Source organism: Streptomyces sp. NPDC053432 (genome assembly GCF_055585365.1).
Genome location: NZ_JBVJKF010000002.1, coordinates 17,968 through 37,673, shown reverse-complemented (window position 1 = coordinate 37,673; position 19,706 = coordinate 17,968). Strand labels below are relative to the sequence as shown.

Genomic DNA, 19,706 nt, shown 5'->3' with positions numbered 1-19,706 from the left:
AACCGAACGATGAGGTGTGTCATGCCGATACGTCACGCGGTGGTCGCCGGGGCGGGCATCGGGGGTCTCACGGCCGCCATCGCCCTGCACCGGCGCGGATGGCACGTCACCGTCTGCGAGCGCGCCGCCGAGCAGCCCGTGACGGGCGCCGGCATCGGCCTCGCTCCCAACGCCCTGCGCGCGCTGGACGCCATCGGCGTCGACGCCGTCCGCGCCACCGGCAGCGCCGTGCCCGAGGCGATGGGCGTACGCCGCTCCGCCGGCCAGTGGCTGACCCGGGCACGCACCGCGGACATGGCGGCCCGCTACGGCATCGCCCCCATAGCCGTCCCGAGGCCCTCCTTCACCGCCGCCCTGGCCGCCACCCTGCCGCCGGGGACCATCCGTTACGGCACCGCCGTGACCGCCGTGACCGCCGTCGACGACAGCGGCGAACCCGGGGGCCGCCCGACCGTCCGGACGGAGACCGGACCGGACCTGTCCGCCGATCTGGTCGTCGCCGCCGACGGCATCCACAGCCCGCTGCGCCGCGCGCACTTCCCCGACCACCCCGGCCTGAACTACCTGGGCGAGACCGCCTGGCGGGCCCTGGTGCACGCCCCGGACCTGCGGATCCCGGCCATGAGCGAGACCTGGGGGAGGGGCCGGCGGTTCGGCATCACCCCGCTCTCCGACGGCCGCTACTACCTCTACGCCACCGCGGTCGCCCCGGCCGGCACCCGGTCGGCGGACCCCCGGGCCGAACTCCGCGACCGCTTCGGCACCTGGCACGACCCGATCCCGGCCCTCCTGGACCGCGTCGGCCGCCTCGAAGCCGCCGACGTGCTGCAGAACGACCTCCACGACCTCGCCGCCCCGCTCCCACGTCTGCACCACGGCCGGATCGCCTGGCTCGGCGACGCCGCCCACGCCATGGCCCCCAACCTCGGTCAGGGCGGCTGCCAGGCCATCGAGGACGCGGTGGTCCTGGCCCACCTGCTCCCCGTGGGAGACAGCGCCCACGGCACCGATCCCGTCCCGGCGGCCCTGGCCGCCTACACCGCCGCCCGCAGCGACCGCACGGACGCGGTCCGCGTCCGGGCCCGCCGCGTCGGCCGACTCGGCGCCCTCCGCCACCCCCTCGCGGCGGCGGCCCGCGACCTCGCGGTCCGGGCGGTCCCCGACCGTCTGGCCCTGCGCGGCATGGACGACCTCTTCAACGGCTTCCACCTGCCCGGATCAGACGACCGCCCCCTTCCGGGCGGCTTCCGGCTGTGAGTCCCCCGCCGGGGGCCGTTGCCGGCGTTGTGCCCGGCCGACGGCGAGCGGCGTCACCAGACCCGTCACGGCGAACAGGGCTCCCACGACGAACCACCCGGGTCGGCCCCAGCTGATGCAGAGCGAGATGAGCAGGGCCGGACCGAGGGCTTCGGCCAGTCCCGCGCCGAGGCCGAACACCCCGAGGTACTGGCCGGTGGCGTGCCGTGGAGCGAGGGCGAACGACACTTCGAAACCCGCGGCGGAGTGCCAGAGCTCGCCGACCGTGTGGATCACCATCGCCCCGGTGAGGAGCGCGGCCGCGGCCCACGCCGGGATCCCGGCCGACAGCGAGATCAGGGAGCACGAGAGGAGGAACGCCACACCCGCTCGCCGGTAGGCGGCCCCGCCGGCCGCCGGCGAGACGATGCCGCGACTGGCCCGTATCTGGAACACGATGACGATGACCGTGTTGACGAGCATGGTGCCGGAGATGAGCCAGCGCGGGGCGGTGGTGGCCGTGACCAGCCAGAGCGGGACGGCCACGGTCAGCACCTTGAACTGGACGGCCATGATGCCGTCGAGAGCGGTGAGCAGGAGGTAGGGGCGGTCCCGCAGGGCGATCCAGCGGGGACCGCCGACGGCGGCGACGGGCGCGACCGCGGGGAGCCGGCCCAGGATCACGGCGGAGGCCGCGAACGCGACCGCGTTGCCGATGACCAGCAGTCGGTACGCGGGGAGCGTGCCCACCTGGACGGCCCAGCCCGCCAGCAGCGCGCCGAGGGAGATGCCCAGGTTGCTCACGGCGCGCAGGTAGGCGCGGAACTCCTGCGGACGGTCCCCTCCGTAGTGCCTGATGAGCGGACTGCGGGCGGCCAGTCCGGCCGCTTTGGCGCCGGCGGCGATGCCGACCGCCAGGACGAACGGCCGGAAGCTGTCCGCCAGTACGAACCCGGCCGTGGCCAGCGCCTGCACGACGAGGGTGACCGCGTAGACACCGCGTGCTCCGTATCGGTCCGCGAGATGGCCGACGGCGATGCCCATGGCCAGCGAGACGGCACCGGCGATGCCGAGTCCGAGGCCGACCAGGGCTGGCGGGAGGTGGACCGCCTCGGTGAAGTACAGGACCCCGGCGGTCAGATAGAGGCCACTGCCCACGGTGTAGACGAAGTTCGAGGCGGCGATGACGCGCTGGGGGCCGGAATCCGGCATCAGTCCGGGCATGGTGAAGCTCCGCGTTCCGAGGTGGAAGTAAGAACTCACCCAGCTTTCTGCCTGTTACTCGCAAGAGCAAGAGATATGCGGCAACTGGTCAGGCCGTCCCGCGCAGGAAGTCGAGCAGCAGGTCCGTCACGACGGCGGGCCGCTCCAGGCCGGGAAGGTGGCCGGCCCAGGGCAGTTCGAGGTGCCGGGCGTCGGTGAGCAGCTCCGGCAGCCGGGCGGCGATCTGCCGGAAGTCCGTGACGTCGTGACCGCCCGACACGGCGAGGCAGGGCGCCTTGACCGCCGCCGGATCGGCCTCGACCGCCCTCCGGCCGGCCCCCTCCGGGGCGGCCAGCTGTATGTCGAAGGAACGCCGCTGCATCTCGCGCACCCGCTCCCGCACCGCCTCGTCGGCGTCCGGCCCCAGCCAGGTGTCCAGGTTCAGTTCCACGGCTCCCGCGACGTCACCGGCCTCCAGGAGCGCGTCCTCCCGCTCGCCGAACGCCCGCAGTTCATCGCCGGGTTCGTGTCCGGGCAGCCCGGAGCACAGCAGCACCAGGGAGGAGACCCGGTCGGGACGGCGTGCGGCGATCTCCACGGCCACGCGTCCGCCGTAGGAGGAGCCGACCAGAGCCGCTTCCTCGATGCCCAGGGAGTCCAGGAGGTCCACTACGTCCTCCGCGTCGTTGTGCCGCCGGTCCGGCAGCGGAGTCTCGCCGAAGCCGCGGAAGTCGGGGCGCACGACCCGGTATCCGGCCTCGGCCAGGGCGGACCACTGCGGATCCCACATCCGCCGGTCGCAGACCGCGGAGTGCAGCAGTACCAGTGCGGGGCCGTCCCCGATTACGTCATGAGCGAGAGTCATGCGCCCGACTCTAGGCGGCGAGTGATCACCGGATCGCGCCGGGGAGCGGGGGTGGGCGGTTCGGCCCGTCCTGACCGTCCTGACCGTCCGTCCTGGCCGTCCCGCACCCGGTGCGCAGCTCCTACCATTGGTAACCAGCCGACGGATTCGGCACCGCACCACTCCCGTGAACGGCACCACACCCCAAGGGAGCGACCCGTACATGACCCACGACTACGACGTCGTCATCAGCGGAGCCAGCCTCGCCGGCTGCACCGCGGCGATCCTGCTCGCCCGGCGCGGTGTCCGCGTCGCATTGCTGGAACGCCGCTCGGACCCCGACGCGTACAAGGTGCTGTGCACCCACTCCATCACGGCCAACGCCCACCCGGTGCTCGACGAACTCGGGCTCGTACCCGCCCTGGAGGAGGCCGGAGCGCTCCGCAACGACGCACGCTGGTACACGCGTTGGGGGTGGATCGAGCCGCGGGCCGCTCCGCAGGGGCCCGCGCTGCCGTACGGGTACAACATCCGGCGCAGCACCCTCGACCCGCTGATCAGGTCCCGCGCGGCGGAAACCCCCGGCGTCGACCTGCTCCTCGGCCACCGCGTCACCGGTCTGGTCCGGGAAGCGGGACGTACGGTCGGGGTGCGCACGGCGACGCCGCGGGGCGACGTCACGATCCGGGCCCGGCTGGTGGTCGGCGCCGACGGCAAGGACTCGGCCGTGGCGAAGTTCGCCGACGTGCCCACCAAGGTGCACGAGAACAGGCGGTTCGGCTATCTCGCGCACTTCCGCAACCTGCCGCTGCAGGGCGGGATCGGCCAGACCTGGTTCCTCGAACCCGACATGGCGTACGCCTTCCCGAACGACGACGGGGTGACCGTCCTCGCGGTGCTCCCGGACAAGGAGCGGCTGCCGGCTTTCAGGGAGGACCTGGAAGGCAGCTTCCTGGAGTTCGTCCGCGCCCTGCCCGGGGCGCCGCCCATCGACACCGCCGAGCGCATCACCAAGTTCATCGGCACCGTCGACTACCCGCTCGTCACCCGCGACCCGACGGCGCCGGGCATCGCGCTCATCGGCGACGCCGCCCTGACCGGCGACCCGCTGTGGGGAGTGGGATGCGGATGGGCGCTGCAGTCCGCGCGGTGGCTCGCCCAGGCGGTCGGGCCGACCGCGGCGGGCCGGGGTGCGGCGGGCCGGGGCGCGACCGACTGGGGTGCGGACGGCTGGGGTGACCTCGACCGCGCGCTCGCCCTGTACGCGCGCCGGCACCGGCGCCGGCTGCGCGGCCACCAGTCCGTGGCCGTCGACTTCGCCAAGGCCCGGCCGTTCAACCCCGGGGAACGGCTGGTGTTCTCGGCGGCGGCCCGCGACGAGTCGATGGCGCGGCACATGTACCTGTTCGCGGCCCGCCTGATCGGCCCCCTGCGCTTCCTGAACCCCGCGGCCCTCGCGAGGGCCGCGGCCGTCAACGTCAGGTACCGCGGTGCGGGGGCCTCCCCGGCACGCTGAGCCGCCGCCGGCCCCGGCGTAGCGGCCGCAGTGGGCCCCGGAGCGGGAGCCGGGGCCAGGCGCACCGTCGACAGCGGCAGCCGGGGGGCGTGAAATCCGGGTGCTGCGGGGACCGGGCCGGGCTATGGTCACGGGCATGAACGTCACCGGCCCCCGCACCACCGCGACCGCGCGAGCGCCCCGCTCGCCGGTTGCCGCCGCCTGACTTCAACCCCCTCTCCCCGGCGACCGGAACACGGTCCGCCGGTCATGCCGTGGCGCCCCCGCCCGGCCGGAGACCGAACGGTCCCGTTCTCCGGTGCCTCCCACGCTTCGAAGCGAAGGAGCCGTCCCGTGAACACGGAACAACTGGTCACCACGTTCGTCGAGTACTTCGAAGAGCGCGGCCACCGCCGCATCGTCGGCTCGACACTGCTGCCGCCTCCCGGCGACCCCGTGCTCTTCACCACCTCCGGCATGCACCCGCTCACCCCGTACCTGGAGGGCCGCCGCCACCCGCTGGGCCGACGGCTGGTCAACGTACAGCGCTGTCTGCGCACCACGGATCTGGAGGAGGTCGGCGACGCCACGCACCTGACCGTCTTCGAGATGCTCGGCACCTGGTCGCTCGGCGACTACGGCGGCCCCCTCAGCCTCGGCTGGGGGTACGGGCTGCTCACCGAGGGACTGGGCATCGACCCCGGCCTCCTCCACGCCACCGTCCACGCCGGCGACGGCGAGACCGGGCCGGACACCGACTCCCTCCGCCTGTGGCAGGACCTGGGCGTACCCGTGGAGCCCACCGTGGAGGACAACTGGTGGTCGAACGGGCCCGTCGGACCGTGCGGACCCGACTCGGAGATCTTCCTGTGGAGCGGCGACGGCCCGCCCCGGTCGACACCCACCCGGGACGACCGCTGGGTGGAGATCTGGAACCACGTCACGATGAGCCAGCGCCGGCTCGCCGACGGTTCGCTCGTGCCGCTTCCGCAGCGCAACGTCGACACCGGCCTCGGCGTGGAGCGGCTGGCCTCACTGCTCCAGGGCAGGTCCTCCGTGTTCGAGTGCGACGTCTTCGACCCGTGGCGCCGCCTCGTCCCGCCCCTGTGGCACCTGGACGAACCCTCGCTGCGCGTGGTGTGCGACCACCTGCGCTCGGCCGTCGTCGTACTCGCCGACGGCGTGCGCCCGGCCAACACAGGCCGGGGCTACGTCCTGCGCCGCCTGGTCCGAAGGGTGCTCACCGTCCTGTGGCGGGACGATCCCTCGCGCGGTCTCGGCGACCTCCCCGAGGAACTCGTCCGGCACACGCTCGACCACTTCCGCCAGGACATGCACCACGGCGACGTACTGTGCGTCCTGCGCGAGGAGGAACACCGCTTCCGCCGCCTCCTGGAGCGAGGCCGCCAGGTACTCACCCGCCCCCGCTTCCGAGGCCGCCTGACCGAGGAGGACTTCCACTACCTCCACGACACCCACGGCCTGCCGCGCGACCTGATCACGAGCCTCCGCCAGGAGTGAGCGCACTCCGGGCGACGACCCTGCCGGCTTCGGCTGGACGAATACCGCGAGACTGCGGAACTCCCCGGCCGGCCCGTCCAGTTGCGCGTAGTCGCGCCATGCGATCGAGTGCGTGCCCACGCAGCACCCGCGTGTTGCCGGGGAAGGCCCCGTGCCGGCCTCACCCGGCACGCGAGGTCTCCGCCGCCTGCCGGCGCCCCCTGCCACGTCCGACCGGCATGCGGCGCTTTCTATATCCAACCCGTGTTGTTCCTAGAATGGCCGGATGGAGGACATCGATGCGATCGCCGCGTTGCAGGATCCGGTGCGGCGCCGCCTGTACGAGTACGTCGCCGCGCAGGGCCGTGAGGTCGGCCGCAACGAGGCCGCCGAGGCGGCCGGAGTGGCGCGGACGCTGGCCGCGCACCATCTGGACAAGCTGACCGAGGTCGGCCTGCTGGAGAGCGGCAGCCGGCGGTTGACCGGCCGCACGGGGCCGGGAGCGGGCCGTCCCGCCAAGGTGTACACGCGGGCCCGCACCGAGCGGTCGGTGTCGCTGCCCGCCCGCGACTACCGCACCGCCGCCGAGCTGCTCGCCGAGGCCGCCGAGCAGGCCGGACTGGACGCCGGGCTCTGCGCGGCCGCGCGCCGCCGGGGTGAAGCCCTGCGCGGCTCGGCGGAACCCTGCGCCGGGCTGGAGGAGGCCATGGAGGTGCTGGCCGCGCGGGGCTACGAGCCGCACCTGGAGGATGCCGAGAGCCCTGAGGGGGCCCGCGGCGCCGAGCGGGTGGCCGAGGGGGTGACCGGGACCGCGGAACCCGTCGTCCGTATGCGCAACTGCCCCTTCCACGCCGTCGCGGAACGCTTCCCGCCGCTCGTCTGCGGCATGAACCTCGCCCTGCTGGAGGGGCTGCTCGGCACCGACGGCGCGGTCCGTGCCCGTATGGACGCACGGCCGGGGGAGTGCTGCGTGGTGGTGCAAGCTTCTAAAAACAATGAACATTGACATAGAAACGGGGGCGTGCTGGGATGAGGCCCATGACCCCATCCGTGCATGCCGCCGCCCACCTCGCCCAGCTCAATGTCGCCGCTCTGCGCCACCCCCTCGACGACCCCCGCATCGCGCCGTTCGTCGAGCTGCTCGACCCGGTCAACGCCGCCGCCGACGGCGCGCCCGGCTTCGTGTGGCGGCTCGTGGAGGAGGGGGAGGGCGACGCGACCGGCCTGCGTCCGGCGGGGGAGGACGTCGTCATCAACCTGTCGGTGTGGGAGAGCCAGGAGGCCCTCTGGGACTTCGCCTACCGCAGTCGGCACCTGGAGGTGATGCGGCGGCGTCGCGAATGGTTCGAACGGCATGTCGAGGCGCACATGGTGCTCTGGTGGGTCCCCGCCGGTCACCTCCCGACCGTCGGTGAAGCCCTGGAGCGGCTGGCGGAGCTCCGGGTCAACGGGCCGTCCCCGCGCGCGTTCACGTTCGCCTCGTCCTACACCGCCGAGGAAGCCGCCCACGCCGTCGAGCCCGCCGATGCCGGCGAAACCGCCCGGCCGACGCGGGCAGAGGCCTTGCCGATCGTCTGACCGCCCGGGGCGCATGGCCTGAAATGCCCCTGCCAGAGCATCACTCCAGAGCGCTACTCCGACGGCATGTTGGGCTTGGACACACGCCGGCGCATCCTCACCGCAGCCCTGGACTGCTTCCTCGGGAACGGAGTGCAGAGCACGACGGTCGAGCAGGTCCGGAAGCGGGCCGACGTCAGCAACGGCAGCTTCTTCCACCATTTCCGAACCAAGCAGGACCTGGCCGAAGCGGTCTACCTCCAAGGGCTCGACCTGCACCAGAGCGAGCTGCTCGCCGTCCTGCTCCCGCAGACGGGGCTGCGGGCCGGCATCGAAGGCGTGGTGCGCCGTCACCTGGCCTGGGGGCAGGAGAATCCGCGGCTCGCCGCGTTCCTGGCCGCCCCGCCCGGCTGGTCCGCCCCCCGGGACACACCCGGGATCGCGGCCCGCAGCCGGGAGTTCTTCCACGCGGTCGCCCAGTGGCTGCGGGACCGTGGCTGGGGCGGGGAACCTTCCCTCGGCGTCGTCGTCGCCGTGTGGATGGGCCCCGCCCACGAGTACACGCGCCGATGGCTGCTCACCGGGACTGAACCGCCCGGCAGCGCGGCGACCGTGCTGTCCCGGGCCGCTTGGAACGCCCTGCACCCGCTGCTGCCCGGCCACAGCCAGGAGGACACACGATGAACCCGACCACGAAGCGCTATCTGCGGGTGCTCGCACAGGTCGGCGACGTCGTCGACCGCGTACCGGCAGACCGCTGCAACGGCCCGTCGCCTTGTGAGGGTTGGACGTGCCTGCACGTCCTGGGACACGTCATCGACGGTCAACAGCAGATCGCATCCCTGCTGTCCGGACAAGGGCCGCGCGAACCGCTGCCCGATCCGGCCGAGGCCGTCGCGGGTGCGCCGGCCGCCGTATGGGCCGCCACCTTCACATCCATGCAAGGGCTGGTGTCCCGCATGGAACCGGGCCTCCGAGTCGCCTCGCCCCACGGTGAGGTGACGGCGCAGTGGGTGCTCGCCACCGCCGTGATCGAGCCGCTCGTCCACACCTGGGATCTCGCGCAGGCCGCAGGCGTCGGGACGTCCCTCGACGCCGAAGCCGTCGGAGCGTGCCTGACGGCCATCGCGCCCATGGCGGACCGGTTCGCGGCCACGGGGATGCGCGGGGAGCCGGGCGAGGATGCCGGGCAGGGCGCGCTCCCGGGCCACTTCGCTGCGGTGTGCCAGGATCGCGGCCCACTTCTGTTCGAGCCGTCGGCCGGTCACGTGGACCGTCGCGGTGACGTGCTCGTCCGGGACGCTCAGCACCCTCTTCCCGACGCGTTTCAACAACGGGGCGAGTTCGCCGACGCCCGAGTGCGGATGGGTGGCCGCGTACAAAGCCCCGGGCTGCCAAGGAGCTCCGCTCTCGGGGCGGAAGTGTTCAAGTCCCGCCGCGTGGAAGGCCAGTACGGTCGCCTGGTGGGTGCGGACGTGATCGGGATGCCCGGTCAGCTGGCCGTAGCCGTCGTGGGTCACCACGATCCGGGGCCGGACGGCGCGGATGTGCCCGACGATCAGCCCGACGACCTCGTCGATCGGGGCGTCGCACAGCCGGGGCCGGCCGGGCGCGGAGCCGGGGACGCGGGCGTCGGCGAAGCCGAGCATCCGGGGCTCGCCGGTGCCCAGGGCGGCGAGCGCGTCGGCGAGTTCGGGGGCCCGGTGGCTCTCGGGGGGACCAGGTGGCGGTGACCACGGCGGTCGCCGCGCCCGAGGCGGCGTGCTGCGCGAGTACGCCGCCGGCGAGGAGGGACTCGTCGTCCGGGTGGGCGAAGACGCCGAGGAGCGAGGCGAGGGGTGCGGCGGGGAGGGGAGCGGCGGGGAGGGGAGCGGCGGGTCGGGTCGGGGTCATGGGCGCACGTACCTTCCTGCAACAGAATGTCCGGATTTCGATCCTCTTCGTGGGAACGAAGCATGCCGCGTCGGCAGTTCACCCGGAGGGATCGAGGCGCCCCCCGGACGCCCCGTCCCCGAACCGGCAGACCTTTGGCAAGGAGAAACCGTGCGCATCCTCTTCACCGGACCGGCCGCGGCCGGTCATCTCTTCCCGATGATCCCCACCGCGCAAGCCCTTCGTGCCGCCGGGCACGAGGTGTTGTTCGCGAGCGCTCAGCCGCTGGACCGGCTGCGCGAGGCCGGTTTCCCGATCGTCGAGATAGGCGACGGCCGCACCATCCGGGAGGTGTTCGAGCAGTCCGACGGGGAGCTGAGCTATGTGAACCGCGACAAGACCACGGACCAGATCCTCGACATGGCCGCCCGTGTCTTCGCCCGCGTGTCCCGCTCCACCGTGGACCACCTCCTGGAGGCCGCCGGCAGCTGGGGCGCCGACTTACTGGTCTACGACTCCTTCCAGGCGTCGGCCCCGCTGGTCGCAGCCAAGCTCAAGATCCCGTCGGTGCTGCAGAACTTCGGCGTCACCTCCGGCCTCGACATGGTCCGCCGGTTCGCCGACAACTTCACCGAGGCGTACGAGACGTACGGCGTGGCGGGCCCGGCGGAGCCCGTGGCCCTCAACATCGTGCCCGCTTCGCTCGGCGGCGACCCGACCGGGCTGCGGATGCGCTACCTCCCGTACAACGGCGGCGGCACCATCCCCGCCGAGCTGCTCAAGCGGGGCTCCCGCCCGCGCGTCGTCGTCACGCTGGGCACCGTGCTCACCGAGCTGGACGGCGTCCGGGCCATCAGCCGTCTGATCGAGGCCGCGGCCTCGGCGGACGCCGAGTTCCTGCTCGCCGTCGGCGACGCGGACCTCGCTCCTCTCGGCACTCTGCCGGACAACGTCCGCCCGTTGCCCTGGGTGCCGCTCGCCGAGCTGCTGACCGTCTCCGACGCGCTGATACACCACGGCGGCTCCGGCACCATGCTCACGGCACTGCAGGCCGGCTTGCCCCAGCTGCTGCTTCCCCAGGGCGCCGATCACTTCACCAACGCCGACGCCCTCACCGCGACCGGCGCCGCCCTGCGGTCCGCCTCCGACGACGTCGACACCCCGCTCCTCGCCCGCCTCGTCGGCGACCCGGCGCTACGCGAGGCCGCCGCCCGTCTCCGCGCGGAGAACGACGCCTTGCCGACACCCGCGGAGACCGTCCCGGCCCTGGAGGCCTTGACGGCCGCCTAGCGCTGTGACCGCGTTGGTTGGCCGGAATGGCGGTCGGGGCGGTTGGACGGGCGGGAACGTCCGGTCCGACCGCTGGAGGTGCGGTGGCCGAGCTCGACCGCATCGAGCTGTCGGGACAAGCCGCTCGCTGGTCAGGCGTGCTCGTCCGATGGCTGTCGGGCAGGTTGGTCCGACCAGCTCGGCGGCTCGTCGTTGCCTGAGTCCTCGTCGCGCTCCGCGTCGGCGGATGTCGCTTGGATCTTGCCCGACGCGTGGTGGACCGGTGCGTATACGGCGTAGAGCTGCAGGGTCTCGTCACCGATGTTGGTGACGTTGTGCCAGGTGCCGGCGGGTACGAAGATCGCCCAGCCGTCCTCGACCTCCCGGTCGAAGTCGAGGCGATCCTTCGCGCTGCCCATCTGGACGCGGCCCCGGCCGGCGTCGAGTCGTAGGAATTGGTCGGTCTCCGGGTGCGCCTCCAAGCCGATGTCCTCACCCACCGGGATCGACATGAGGGTCAGCTGGAGGTACTTACCAGACCAGGCGACCGCGCGGTAGTTCGTGTTCTCGAGCGTCGCCTTCTCGAGGTCGAAGCTTTGAGGTTCCGGCCCGATGTCCTTGATGGTCATACTTCTCTCCCGGTCAACGCGGGCGGTACACGGTCGCAGTGTTTGCGCCAGCCCACGTCAACCATCTCAGAGCCCGGGGCCCTTCCGGCCGCAAGGACGCGAGCCGGTCGCCCTCTGATGCCGGGATGCCCTTGTTCTCTCCTTCGCCCAGCGGCGGACGTCGGCACCGGTATGGGCGGCGCGGATGCGGCCTCCCGCCCACCGAGGATCCAGGCAGGCCAGACCGATCTCGTTGAACCGGTGGATGGCATCGCGGACGGTGTCCTCGTCGGCCTGTACCGGTTGGGCGGTCACCGGTAGCCGGTACCCGGCAGTTGTGGCCGAGCCTGTGCGGGGACGCAGACCGACCGGTCAGGAAGGGCAGGAACTGCAGCAGATCGTGCGCCGGCGCAGCACCAGTTCAGTGCGCTACCGGCGCGCGACGATGCTGCTCGCCTCGACCGGCGCGAGCCGGGTGCCCGGTGCCGGGTGCCGGGCACCGTCCCGACCGCCAATCCGGCGAACCAATGCGGTACGCGGCGGCGAGCCTGAGTACGAGCCCGTGAGGAGGTCGCCGCCGCCGTCTCCCGCCGGCTCGCCCCTATGTCGCGCACGACGGACTCTGCCTCAGGGGTACGGATCCCGCCATGGGTACCGACCTCTGCAGCTTCAGCTTCTGGTACGGGTACGAACCCGCCCTGGCCGGGGCGCTCCTCGGGAACCTGTTCGGCGCATCGGGCGGCCCGCAGGGCCGGGGCGCCTGTGGCAGCCCGCGCGGCGCCGTGGATGTCGCGGGCGGGCAGCGGCACGACCGGGAGACCGACCGGATCCTCGCCGCGCACGGGCCTGCCGCTCACGGGCTCCCGGGTGGTCTGGGGAGAGCTGCGGCTGCTCCGTTCCTGCGGCGGCCGCCCCTTCGGCGGGCAGGACGCCCGGCAGGCGGTCCGGCTGCGGCCCGCCCTGGTGGCGGCCCTCCGCCGGAACGGGACGTCCGGCCCGCTCCGCCCCGGCCCCGACGCGCCGGTGCTGGTGGCGCGCGGCAGGCGGACCGTTCCCGCATGGGCGTCCAACGCCTTCTTCCTGGCCCTTTCGCTCGCCGCCCGCTCCGGGGCCGCCGCCCGCTCCGGGGCCGCCGCCCGCTCCGGCGCCGCTCCTTCCGGGGCCGCCCCTTCACGACACCACCGCGAAGTCCCGGGCCTGCTGGTCCGCACGCCCCCGGCAGTCTGCGGCAGGTGGTGCACCGCTCAGGCCGAGTCCCTCGACGCGGACGGCGCGGGCGATGTCGCCACCCCGCGGGAACGCGACATCGTCGCCGAGCTCCGGCAGGGGGCACCGGTGAAGCAGATCGCGCGGCGCCTCGGGCTGTCGCCGTACACGGTCAACGACCACCTGAAGGCCGTGTTCCGCAAGACGGGCGCGGGCGGCCGGGACGAACTGGTGGCGGCACTGACCCGCTGACCCCGTCGTCAACGCGAAACCGGACGGCCCCCGCCGCGCCCGCAGCACACCGGGAATACCTCAGGAGCACCCTTCGTTCCGGGGTATAGTTGAATTCTAAACAACCTCGGGAAGGGGAGCCATGCAGTTCGGGATCTTCACCGTCGGAGACGTCACGCCCGATCCGACGACCGGACGCGCGCCGAGCGAGCACGAGCGGATCAAGGCGATGCTCGCGATCGCGCAGAAGGCCGAGGAGGTCGGCCTCGACGTCTTCGCCACCGGCGAGCACCACAACCCGCCCTTCGTCCCCTCCTCGCCGACGACGATGCTCGGCTACATCGCCGCCCGCACCGAGAACCTGATCCTCTCCACGTCGACGACGCTGATCACCACGAACGACCCGGTGAAGATCGCCGAGGACTTCGCGATGCTCCAGCACGTCGCCGACGGCCGCGTCGACGTGATGATGGGCCGCGGCAACACCGGCCCGGTCTACCCCTGGTTCGGCAAGGACATCCGCGACGGCATCGACCTCGCCATCGAGAACTACGCCCTGCTGCGACGCCTGTGGGACGAGGACGTCGTCACCTGGAAGGGCAAGTTCCGTACCCCGCTGCAGTCCTTCACCTCGACCCCGCGCCCGCTGGACGGCGTCGCACCCTTCGTCTGGCACGGCTCCATCCGCTCGCCGGAGATCGCCGAACAGGCCGCCTACTACGGCGACGGCTTCTTCCACAACAACATCTTCTGGCCCGCCTCCCACACCGAGCAGATGGTGAACCTGTACCGGGAGCGCTACGCCCACTACGGCCACGGCACTCCCGAGCAGGCCATCGTCGGCCTCGGCGGCCAGGTGTTCATGCGCAAGAACTCGCAGGACGCGATCCGCGAGTTCCGCCCGTACTTCGACAACGCGCCCGTGTACGGCCACGGCCCCTCCCTGGAGGAGTTCACCTCCCAGACCCCGCTGACCGTCGGCTCGCCGCAGCAGGTCATCGAGCGGACCCTGTCCTTCCGGGACTACGCCGGGGACTACCAGCGCCAGCTGTTCCTGATGGACCACGCCGGCCTGCCCCTCAAGACGGTCCTGGAGCAGCTCGACCTGCTGGGCGAGGAGGTCGTACCGGTCCTCCGCAAGGAGTTCGCGAACCTCCGCCCGGCCGGCGTACCGGACGCGCCGACGCACGCCGCCCGCGCGGCCCGGGCGGCCGACGCGCAGGAGACCTCGAAAGACGCGCAGGAGACCCCGAAGGAGGAGACGCGCGCATGAAACTCGTCGTCGTATCGGCCGGGCTCAGCTCCCCCTCCTCGACCCGCCTGCTCGCCGACCGCCTCACGGCCGAGACGCTGCGCCACGCGGACGCCGAGCCCGAGGTGATCGAACTGCGGGACCTGGCGACGGAGATCGCCCAGCACTTCGTCACCGGGTTCCCGCCCGCCCGGCTCGCCGCCGCGCTCGACGCGGTGGCGGCCGCGGACGGCCTGATCGCCGTGACCCCGGTCTTCGCGGGCTCGTACAGCGGCCTGTTCAAGTCGTTCTTCGACCTCATGGACAAGGACGCCCTCACCGGCAAGCCGGTCCTGATCGGCGCGACCGGCGGCACCGCACGGCACTCGCTGGTCACCGAGCACGCCCTGCGGCCGCTGTTCACCTACCTGCGCGCGCTCGTCCTGCCGACCGCCGTGTACGCGGCTTCGGAGGACTGGGGCGACGAAGGGCTGGCGCAGCGGATCGCCCGCGGGGGCGCGGAACTGGCCCGCTTCATGGCGCCCGCCGCTCACCACGCGGCCCCGTCCGCGCCGGACGTGGACACCACCGCCGCCATCGCACCCCGTTCCCTGACGGGGGCGATCACTTCGGTGGATCCGGCGCACGGCTTCGCGGTGGTGCCGTTCGCTCAGCGGCTGGCCGCGCTGGCGGTCGAGTAGCCTCCCCGGCCGTGACGGCCAGGTGCCCGAGCCGGGCCCCCGGGCCGGGCCCCCGGGCCGGGGCCCCGAGCCCCGCGCGTGGCCGCCGCCGAGGCCCTCTGGTCGGCGTGCGCAGGGCTGGGGCACCATCGTCCTGCTCGACCCCTTACGGTCACCAGCAGGAGGAAACCCCCGATGAAGATCCGCACGGTCCTCAGCGCACTGGTCCTCTTATCGGGTGTGCTCTTCACCCCCGGCATCGGCATCCTCGGCGGGGCCACGGAGGCCCACGCCGCCACCAAGATCAGCCACGCGACCGCCACGTCGATGTTCCGGAGCTCCGGCATCACCTGGTCATCGTCGGGTGGCTGTTCCGACCGCTACAACTCCGCCTGCACCTCCTTCGAGCAGCTGAACCTCGCCACCGCGCAGGGCGCCCAGACCCTCAAGAGCGCCAGCGGCTGCGCACTGAACATCACCGGCGGCACCGAGACCGGGCATGCGAGCGGTACGTACTCGCACTGGAACGGCTACAAGCTCGACCTCTCGAAGTACACCTGCATCGGCGGGTACATCAAGAACACCTTCACCTACATCGGGCTGCGCGGCGACGGAGCTCCGCAGTGGAAGTCCGGCGCCGGCAACGTCTACGCCGACGAGGGCAGTCACTGGGACGTGACCTTCTACAACTGCGGCGGCTGCTGACCGGTGCCGCTCTGCTCGGCGACCGTCCGGCAGCCGGACCGTCCCCAGCCGTCCCCAGCCGTTCCAGCCGTTCTAGCCGGCCGCGCGGAGGCGGGTGGCGGCCGCCTCCGCCTCCCGTACGACGCGGTCCGTGTCGACGTCGACCAGGCGGCCGCCGAGCTTCAGGGCCCGCCCGTCGACGAACACGGCGTCGATGTTCTCGGGCCGCCCGTTGAACACGATCTGGCCGACCCAGTCGAAGCGCGGGGCGAAGTTCAGGGCGGCCGGGTCGACCACCACCAGGTCGGCCCGCTTCCCGGGGGTCAGGGAGCCCACCCGGTCGGCGATGCCGAGGACCTCGGCGCCGCCCAGCGTCGCCATCCGCAGGACGTCACTCACCTGGGGAAAGACCTCGGAGTCGGTCGCCCGGGCGCGCTGCAGACCGATGGCCACTTTCATCAGGGCGTGGAAGTCGGAGCTGTCGTTCGTGCCGCCGTCCAGGCCGAGCCCGACCTTCACGCCCCGCCGCCCGAGCTCCCCCAGCCGCATGATCCCGGAGGCCAGCCGCATGTTGCTGAGCGGGCAGTGGGCCGCGCGTACGTCGTGCTCGGCGACGGCGGCGATCTCGGCGTCCGTCAGGTGGATCGCGTGGTTGATCAGGAGCCGCGGCCCCAGCGCCCCGATGTCGCTCAGCACCCCGATGGGGTCGTCGGCGCGCTGCTCGGGGCGCTCCAGGACGTGGGAGTTGAGCATGACCCCCAGCTCCTGGGCGGCCTCCCAGTGGGCGCGGTTGTGGTCCTGGGCCGCCCGCGCCGCATGGGTCGCGACCTGGAAGGAAGCGAGCGGCACCCGGTCGACGAGTTCCTTCTTCACCCGCCCGACCAGCACCCCGTCGGGAGCCGGCGGGTACATCGCGTACGTGAACCGCACCCCGGTGCCGGCCAGGGCGCGCACGTAGCTCTCGATGAGGTCGTACGAGAAGATGTCCACCCAGTCCACCAGCGTCGTCACGCCCGACTGGACGGCGTCGAGGGCGGCGAGCCGCACGAAGCTGTGGAGGGCCGCGGGCGTCAGACGGCCGCGCTGCGGGTCGGTACATCGCTGGAACCAGCCGAACAGGTCCCGGTCCGTGCAGCCGCCCCGGATCACCGCCTGCCAGAGGTGGTTGTGGGTGTCGACGAACCCTGGCATCACCAGCTTGCCCGAGGTGTCCAGCACCCGGGCGCCGGGCGGCGCGCCCAGGGCCGTGCCGACGGCGGCGATGGCGCCGTTCCGCATCAGGACATCGGTGTTCTCGAGGGCGCCGAGGGGGCCGGCGCCGAGGGCGGGGTCCATGGTGAGCACCAGGGAGGCCCCGCGGAGCAGGACCGTCCCGCCGCCCGCGGCGGGCCGGCGGGAGGGTCCGTCGCGTAACGCGGGGGCCGGGGTGACACCGAGGACGAGCGGAGCGGCGGCGGCCAGACCGAGACCGGCGAGGAGGTCCCGGCGGCTCGGTGCCGACGGCGGAGTGGGGAGTTCCTGCATGGCGTGTTACCTCCCGAAGGCCGAGAACGGAAGGCCCGCCCGGGCGGAACGCTGAGACGGAGCGTCGAGCGGGGCGGGAGATCACACGCAGCATGCCCAGCGAACGACCATTCGATAGGTGTTCGCGGAAAACTCTTTCCATTCCCTGCGTGCGGTCGTCACCGCGCGGCGGGCGGAGGGCCCTTTCCGCCAGTCCTCCAAGCCGCCCTCCCGCGTCGAAGCGCCCCGCCGGTGGCGGTAGAATCGCTGGTCATGGCGGATACGCAGTACGAAGACCTGTTGAGAATGGTGCTCACCTCCGGGACGGCGAAGGCCGACCGGACCGGTACCGGTACCCGGAGCGTTTTCGGACACCAGCTCCGCTACGACCTGTCCCAGGGCTTCCCGCTGGTGACCACCAAGAAGGTGCACCTCAAGTCGGTCGTCCACGAGCTGCTCTGGTTCCTGCGCGGGGACTCCAACGTCGGCTGGCTCCAGGACCACGGCGTCAGCATCTGGGACGAGTGGGCCGACGAGAAGGGCGACCTCGGCCCGGTCTACGGCGTGCAGTGGCGTTCCTGGCCCGCCCCCGACGGCAGGCACATCGACCAGATCAGCCAGATCCTGGACACCCTGCGCCGCGACCCCGACTCCCGCCGGATGATCGTCTCGGCCTGGAACGTCGCCGAGCTGGACCGCATGGCCCTCGCACCCTGCCACGCGCTATTCCAGTTCTACGTCGCCGACGGCAAGCTCTCCTGCCAGCTGTACCAGCGCAGCGCGGACCTGTTCCTCGGCGTCCCCTTCAACATCGCCAGCTACGCCCTCCTCACCCACATGGTGGCGCAGCAGGCGGGCCTCCAGCCGGGTGACTTCATCTGGACCGGCGGAGACTGCCACATCTACGACAACCACGTCGCGCAGGTGACGGAGCAGCTCTCGCGCACGCCGTACTCCTTCCCCGAGCTGAAGCTGCACAAGGCCGACTCGCTGTTCGAGTACGCCTACGAGGACGTGGAGATCCTGGACTACCGGCACCACCCCGCGATCAAGGCGCCGGTGGCCGTGTGAACACCGGACTCATCTGGGCGCAGACCCTGGACGGCGTGATCGGCGCGGACAACACGATCCCGTGGCGGCTGCCCGAGGACATGGCGCACTTCAAGGCGACCACGCTCGGCCATCCCGTGATCATGGGGCGCAAGACCTGGGACTCGCTGCCCGCGCGCTTCCGTCCGCTGCCCGGCCGGCGCAACATCGTCGTCACCCGCGATCCGCGGTGGGCCGCGGAAGGCGCCGACCGCGCCGGGTCCATCGCCGAGGCCCTCGAACGCGCAGCCGCGGAAGCGGCACCGTCGGCGGACGGCCGCGCCACGGCCTGGGTGATGGGGGGCGGCGAGATCTACCGTGCCGCCCTGCCGCACGCCACGGAGCTCTCGGTGACGGAGGTCGACGTCGAGGTCGAGGGCGACACCTACGCCCCGGGTCTGGATCCTGCCTGGAAGGCCGCCGAGGACACGGGCTGGCGGTCCTCGACAGCCGGCCCGCGCTACCGCATCCGCCGCTACGTCCGGTCCTGACGCGCCGCCCGTCCGCACCGTGTGAGCGGGGCCGGGCCGACCGGGTGGCGGCGGGGTGGCGGCCGGGCCCGGGCGGTCGTGGCGCCCGTTCCGTACCCTGGGCGGCATGCGCGTGCGCCCCACTCTCAGCTGGACCCCGCCCGAGGGACTGCCGCCGGGCACCACGGACCTGGAGCCGGTGGTCGACGCCCTCGGCGGCGGGGGCGTGCTGGTGCTCAGCGGGGCCGGCATCTCCACGGAGTCGGGCATCCCCGACTACCGCGGCGAGGGCGGGAGCCTGAGCCGCCACACCCCGATGACCTACCAGGACTTCACGGGCAGCGCCCGGGCCCGGCGCCGCTACTGGGCGCGCAGCCACCTCGGCTGGCGCACCTTCGGCCGCGCCCGGCCCAACGCGGGACACCGGGCCGTGGCGGCCTTCGGACGGCACGGCCTGCTCGCGGGCGTGATCACCCAGAACGTCGACGGCCTGCACCAGGCGGCGGGCAGCGAGGGCGTGGTGGAGCTCCACGGAGGGCTGGACCGGGTCGTCTGCCTCTCCTGCCGGGCCTCCAGCCCGCGCCGTGACCTCGCCCGGCGGCTGGAGGAGGCCAACGCGGGCTTCGAGCCGGTGGCCGCGGCCCTCAACCCGGACGGTGACGCCGACCTCACCGACGAACAGGTGGGGGAGTTCCGTGTGGTGCCGTGCTCGCGGTGCGGCGGCATTCTCAAACCGGACGTGGTCTTCTTCGGCGAGAACGTTCCGCGGGCACGCGTCGAGCACTGCCGGGAGCTGGTCTCGCAAGCCGACTCGCTGCTGATCCTGGGCTCCTCGCTGACGGTCATGTCCGGGCTCCGGTTCGTCCGGATGGCGGCGAACGCGGGGAAGCCGGTGCTGATCGTCAACCGCGACGCGACCCGGGGCGACCGGCACGCGCTCACCCGGGTGGAGCTCCCCCTCGGCAGCGCCCTCACCACGGTCGCGGACCGCCTGGGGATCCCCGTCGACGGTCCGGCGGCAGCCTAGG

The 19,706-nt window shown here is 72.6% G+C and carries 18 protein-coding genes and 4 pseudogenes; 16 read left to right on the top strand and 6 right to left on the bottom strand.

The window, feature by feature from the left end; all coding sequences use genetic code 11:
• Positions 1-21 precede the first annotated feature (21 nt).
• Positions 22-1,257, top strand: coding sequence for an FAD-dependent monooxygenase (locus ACZ6Y1_RS03220; RefSeq protein WP_469621872.1), 1,236 nt, complete (start codon positions 22-24; stop codon positions 1,255-1,257).
• Here the strand turns inward: ACZ6Y1_RS03220 and ACZ6Y1_RS03215 are convergent.
• Positions 1,219-2,460, bottom strand: a complete 1,242-nt coding sequence (locus ACZ6Y1_RS03215; RefSeq protein WP_469621869.1) for an MFS transporter — start codon at positions 2,458-2,460, stop codon at positions 1,219-1,221. The two genes, ACZ6Y1_RS03220 and ACZ6Y1_RS03215, sit on opposite strands and share 39 nt — an antisense overlap.
• An 88-nt stretch (positions 2,461-2,548) precedes the next feature.
• The gene (locus tag ACZ6Y1_RS03210) at positions 2,549-3,304 is read right to left on the bottom strand and encodes an alpha/beta fold hydrolase (protein ID WP_469621866.1); all 756 of its coding nucleotides are present in this window, start codon (positions 3,302-3,304) and stop codon (positions 2,549-2,551) included.
• A 202-nt stretch (positions 3,305-3,506) separates the two neighbouring features.
• Between ACZ6Y1_RS03210 and ACZ6Y1_RS03205 the strand changes: the two genes are divergently transcribed.
• The 6 genes and pseudogenes from ACZ6Y1_RS03205 to ACZ6Y1_RS03180 all read left to right on the top strand — a co-directional run.
• On the top strand, positions 3,507-4,799 hold the full coding sequence (locus tag ACZ6Y1_RS03205) for an NAD(P)/FAD-dependent oxidoreductase (protein WP_469621863.1): 1,293 nt from the start codon (positions 3,507-3,509) through the stop codon (positions 4,797-4,799).
• A 333-nt stretch (positions 4,800-5,132) separates the two neighbouring features.
• Entirely contained in the window at positions 5,133-6,299 is a 1,167-nt protein-coding gene (locus ACZ6Y1_RS03200; protein WP_469621861.1) for an alanine--tRNA ligase-related protein, read from the top strand.
• 265 nt (positions 6,300-6,564) lie between these two features.
• On the top strand, positions 6,565-7,284 hold the full coding sequence (locus tag ACZ6Y1_RS03195) for a helix-turn-helix transcriptional regulator (RefSeq protein WP_469621858.1): 720 nt from the start codon (positions 6,565-6,567) through the stop codon (positions 7,282-7,284).
• A gap of 32 nt (positions 7,285-7,316) precedes the next feature.
• Entirely contained in the window at positions 7,317-7,856 is a 540-nt protein-coding gene (locus tag ACZ6Y1_RS03190; RefSeq protein ID WP_469621855.1) for a DUF3291 domain-containing protein, read from the top strand.
• A gap of 66 nt (positions 7,857-7,922) precedes the next feature.
• Positions 7,923-8,519, top strand: coding sequence for a TetR/AcrR family transcriptional regulator (locus ACZ6Y1_RS03185; RefSeq protein WP_469621853.1), 597 nt, complete (start codon positions 7,923-7,925; stop codon positions 8,517-8,519).
• A pseudogene (locus tag ACZ6Y1_RS03180) lies at positions 8,516-9,019 on the top strand (maleylpyruvate isomerase family mycothiol-dependent enzyme); the annotation flags it as partial. The gene ACZ6Y1_RS03185 and the pseudogene ACZ6Y1_RS03180, both read left to right, overlap by 4 nt.
• Here ACZ6Y1_RS03180 and ACZ6Y1_RS03175 read toward each other — a convergent pair.
• Positions 8,984-9,728 (bottom strand): annotated as a pseudogene (locus ACZ6Y1_RS03175) (PIG-L deacetylase family protein); the annotation flags it as partial. The pseudogenes ACZ6Y1_RS03180 and ACZ6Y1_RS03175 sit on opposite strands and share 36 nt — an antisense overlap.
• Before the next feature lie 150 nt (positions 9,729-9,878).
• Between ACZ6Y1_RS03175 and ACZ6Y1_RS03170 the strand changes: the two are divergent.
• Complete coding sequence (locus ACZ6Y1_RS03170; RefSeq protein ID WP_469623654.1) at positions 9,879-10,997, top strand: nucleotide disphospho-sugar-binding domain-containing protein; 1,119 nt, start codon at positions 9,879-9,881, stop codon at positions 10,995-10,997.
• 131 nt (positions 10,998-11,128) lie between these two features.
• Here the strand turns inward: ACZ6Y1_RS03170 and ACZ6Y1_RS03165 are convergent, their stop codons facing one another.
• Positions 11,129-11,605, bottom strand: a complete 477-nt coding sequence (locus ACZ6Y1_RS03165; protein ID WP_469621848.1) for a cupin domain-containing protein — start codon at positions 11,603-11,605, stop codon at positions 11,129-11,131.
• A gap of 180 nt (positions 11,606-11,785) precedes the next feature.
• Positions 11,786-11,914: pseudogene (locus ACZ6Y1_RS03160) on the bottom strand (helix-turn-helix domain-containing protein); the annotation flags it as partial.
• Between the two features lie 7 nt (positions 11,915-11,921).
• Between ACZ6Y1_RS03160 and ACZ6Y1_RS03155 the strand changes: the two are divergent.
• The 5 genes and pseudogenes from ACZ6Y1_RS03155 to ACZ6Y1_RS03135 all read left to right on the top strand — a co-directional run.
• Positions 11,922-12,065, top strand: a pseudogene (locus ACZ6Y1_RS03155) (IS630 family transposase); the annotation flags it as partial.
• 281 nt (positions 12,066-12,346) lie between these two features.
• The gene (locus tag ACZ6Y1_RS03150; RefSeq protein ID WP_469621845.1) at positions 12,347-13,042 is read left to right on the top strand and encodes a response regulator transcription factor; all 696 of its coding nucleotides are present in this window, start codon (positions 12,347-12,349) and stop codon (positions 13,040-13,042) included.
• Positions 13,043-13,163: 121 nt separating this feature from the next.
• Positions 13,164-14,294, top strand: a complete 1,131-nt coding sequence (locus tag ACZ6Y1_RS03145) for an LLM class flavin-dependent oxidoreductase (protein WP_469621842.1) — start codon at positions 13,164-13,166, stop codon at positions 14,292-14,294.
• On the top strand, positions 14,291-14,953 hold the full coding sequence (locus tag ACZ6Y1_RS03140) for a CE1759 family FMN reductase (protein ID WP_469621838.1): 663 nt from the start codon (positions 14,291-14,293) through the stop codon (positions 14,951-14,953). Before ACZ6Y1_RS03145 ends, ACZ6Y1_RS03140 begins: the two co-directional genes overlap by 4 nt.
• Positions 14,954-15,127: 174 nt before the next feature.
• Positions 15,128-15,637 carry a hypothetical protein gene (locus ACZ6Y1_RS03135; protein ID WP_469621835.1) on the top strand — a complete coding sequence of 170 codons (510 nt, stop codon included), beginning with the start codon at positions 15,128-15,130 and terminating at the stop codon, positions 15,635-15,637.
• Between the two features lie 72 nt (positions 15,638-15,709).
• Here ACZ6Y1_RS03135 and ACZ6Y1_RS03130 read toward each other — a convergent pair whose 3' ends face one another.
• Complete coding sequence (locus ACZ6Y1_RS03130; RefSeq protein WP_469621830.1) at positions 15,710-17,140, bottom strand: amidohydrolase family protein; 1,431 nt, start codon at positions 17,138-17,140, stop codon at positions 15,710-15,712.
• Positions 17,141-17,392: 252 nt separating this feature from the next.
• On the opposite strand from ACZ6Y1_RS03130, the gene ACZ6Y1_RS03125 reads away from it, so the two are divergent.
• From ACZ6Y1_RS03125 to ACZ6Y1_RS03115, 3 genes are all read left to right on the top strand, one after another.
• Entirely contained in the window at positions 17,393-18,190 is a 798-nt protein-coding gene (locus ACZ6Y1_RS03125; protein ID WP_469621828.1) for a thymidylate synthase, read from the top strand.
• Positions 18,187-18,699: a dihydrofolate reductase gene (locus ACZ6Y1_RS03120; protein ID WP_469621825.1), complete on the top strand. Its 513-nt coding sequence runs from the start codon at positions 18,187-18,189 to the stop codon at positions 18,697-18,699. The genes ACZ6Y1_RS03125 and ACZ6Y1_RS03120 overlap by 4 nt, the downstream gene beginning before the upstream one ends.
• A gap of 106 nt (positions 18,700-18,805) precedes the next feature.
• Positions 18,806-19,705 (top strand): NAD-dependent protein deacetylase, encoded by a 900-nt coding sequence (locus tag ACZ6Y1_RS03115; protein ID WP_469621823.1) that lies wholly within the window; start codon positions 18,806-18,808, stop codon positions 19,703-19,705.
• Position 19,706: the final 1 nt, after the last annotated feature.

What these genes read in the sequence shown, in the direction of transcription:
- ACZ6Y1_RS03135 (WP_469621835.1), top strand. Translation starts at nt 15,128, where the DNA reads ATGAAGATCCGCACGGTCCTCAGCGCACTGGTCCTCTTATCGGGTGTG.
- ACZ6Y1_RS03210 (WP_469621866.1), bottom strand. Translation starts at nt 3,304, where the DNA reads ATGACTCTCGCTCATGACGTAATCGGGGACGGCCCCGCACTGGTACTG.
- ACZ6Y1_RS03140 (WP_469621838.1), top strand. Translation starts at nt 14,291, where the DNA reads ATGAAACTCGTCGTCGTATCGGCCGGGCTCAGCTCCCCCTCCTCGACC.
- ACZ6Y1_RS03205 (WP_469621863.1), top strand. Translation starts at nt 3,507, where the DNA reads ATGACCCACGACTACGACGTCGTCATCAGCGGAGCCAGCCTCGCCGGC.
- ACZ6Y1_RS03125 (WP_469621828.1), top strand. Translation starts at nt 17,393, where the DNA reads ATGGCGGATACGCAGTACGAAGACCTGTTGAGAATGGTGCTCACCTCC.
- ACZ6Y1_RS03215 (WP_469621869.1), bottom strand. Translation starts at nt 2,460, where the DNA reads ATGCCCGGACTGATGCCGGATTCCGGCCCCCAGCGCGTCATCGCCGCC.
- ACZ6Y1_RS03130 (WP_469621830.1), bottom strand. Translation starts at nt 17,140, where the DNA reads ATGCAGGAACTCCCCACTCCGCCGTCGGCACCGAGCCGCCGGGACCTC.
- ACZ6Y1_RS03185 (WP_469621853.1), top strand. Translation starts at nt 7,923, where the DNA reads ATGTTGGGCTTGGACACACGCCGGCGCATCCTCACCGCAGCCCTGGAC.
- ACZ6Y1_RS03115 (WP_469621823.1), top strand. Translation starts at nt 18,806, where the DNA reads ATGCGCGTGCGCCCCACTCTCAGCTGGACCCCGCCCGAGGGACTGCCG.
- ACZ6Y1_RS03145 (WP_469621842.1), top strand. Translation starts at nt 13,164, where the DNA reads ATGCAGTTCGGGATCTTCACCGTCGGAGACGTCACGCCCGATCCGACG.
- ACZ6Y1_RS03165 (WP_469621848.1), bottom strand. Translation starts at nt 11,605, where the DNA reads ATGACCATCAAGGACATCGGGCCGGAACCTCAAAGCTTCGACCTCGAG.
- ACZ6Y1_RS03195 (WP_469621858.1), top strand. Translation starts at nt 6,565, where the DNA reads ATGGAGGACATCGATGCGATCGCCGCGTTGCAGGATCCGGTGCGGCGC.
- ACZ6Y1_RS03190 (WP_469621855.1), top strand. Translation starts at nt 7,317, where the DNA reads ATGACCCCATCCGTGCATGCCGCCGCCCACCTCGCCCAGCTCAATGTC.
- ACZ6Y1_RS03220 (WP_469621872.1), top strand. Translation starts at nt 22, where the DNA reads ATGCCGATACGTCACGCGGTGGTCGCCGGGGCGGGCATCGGGGGTCTC.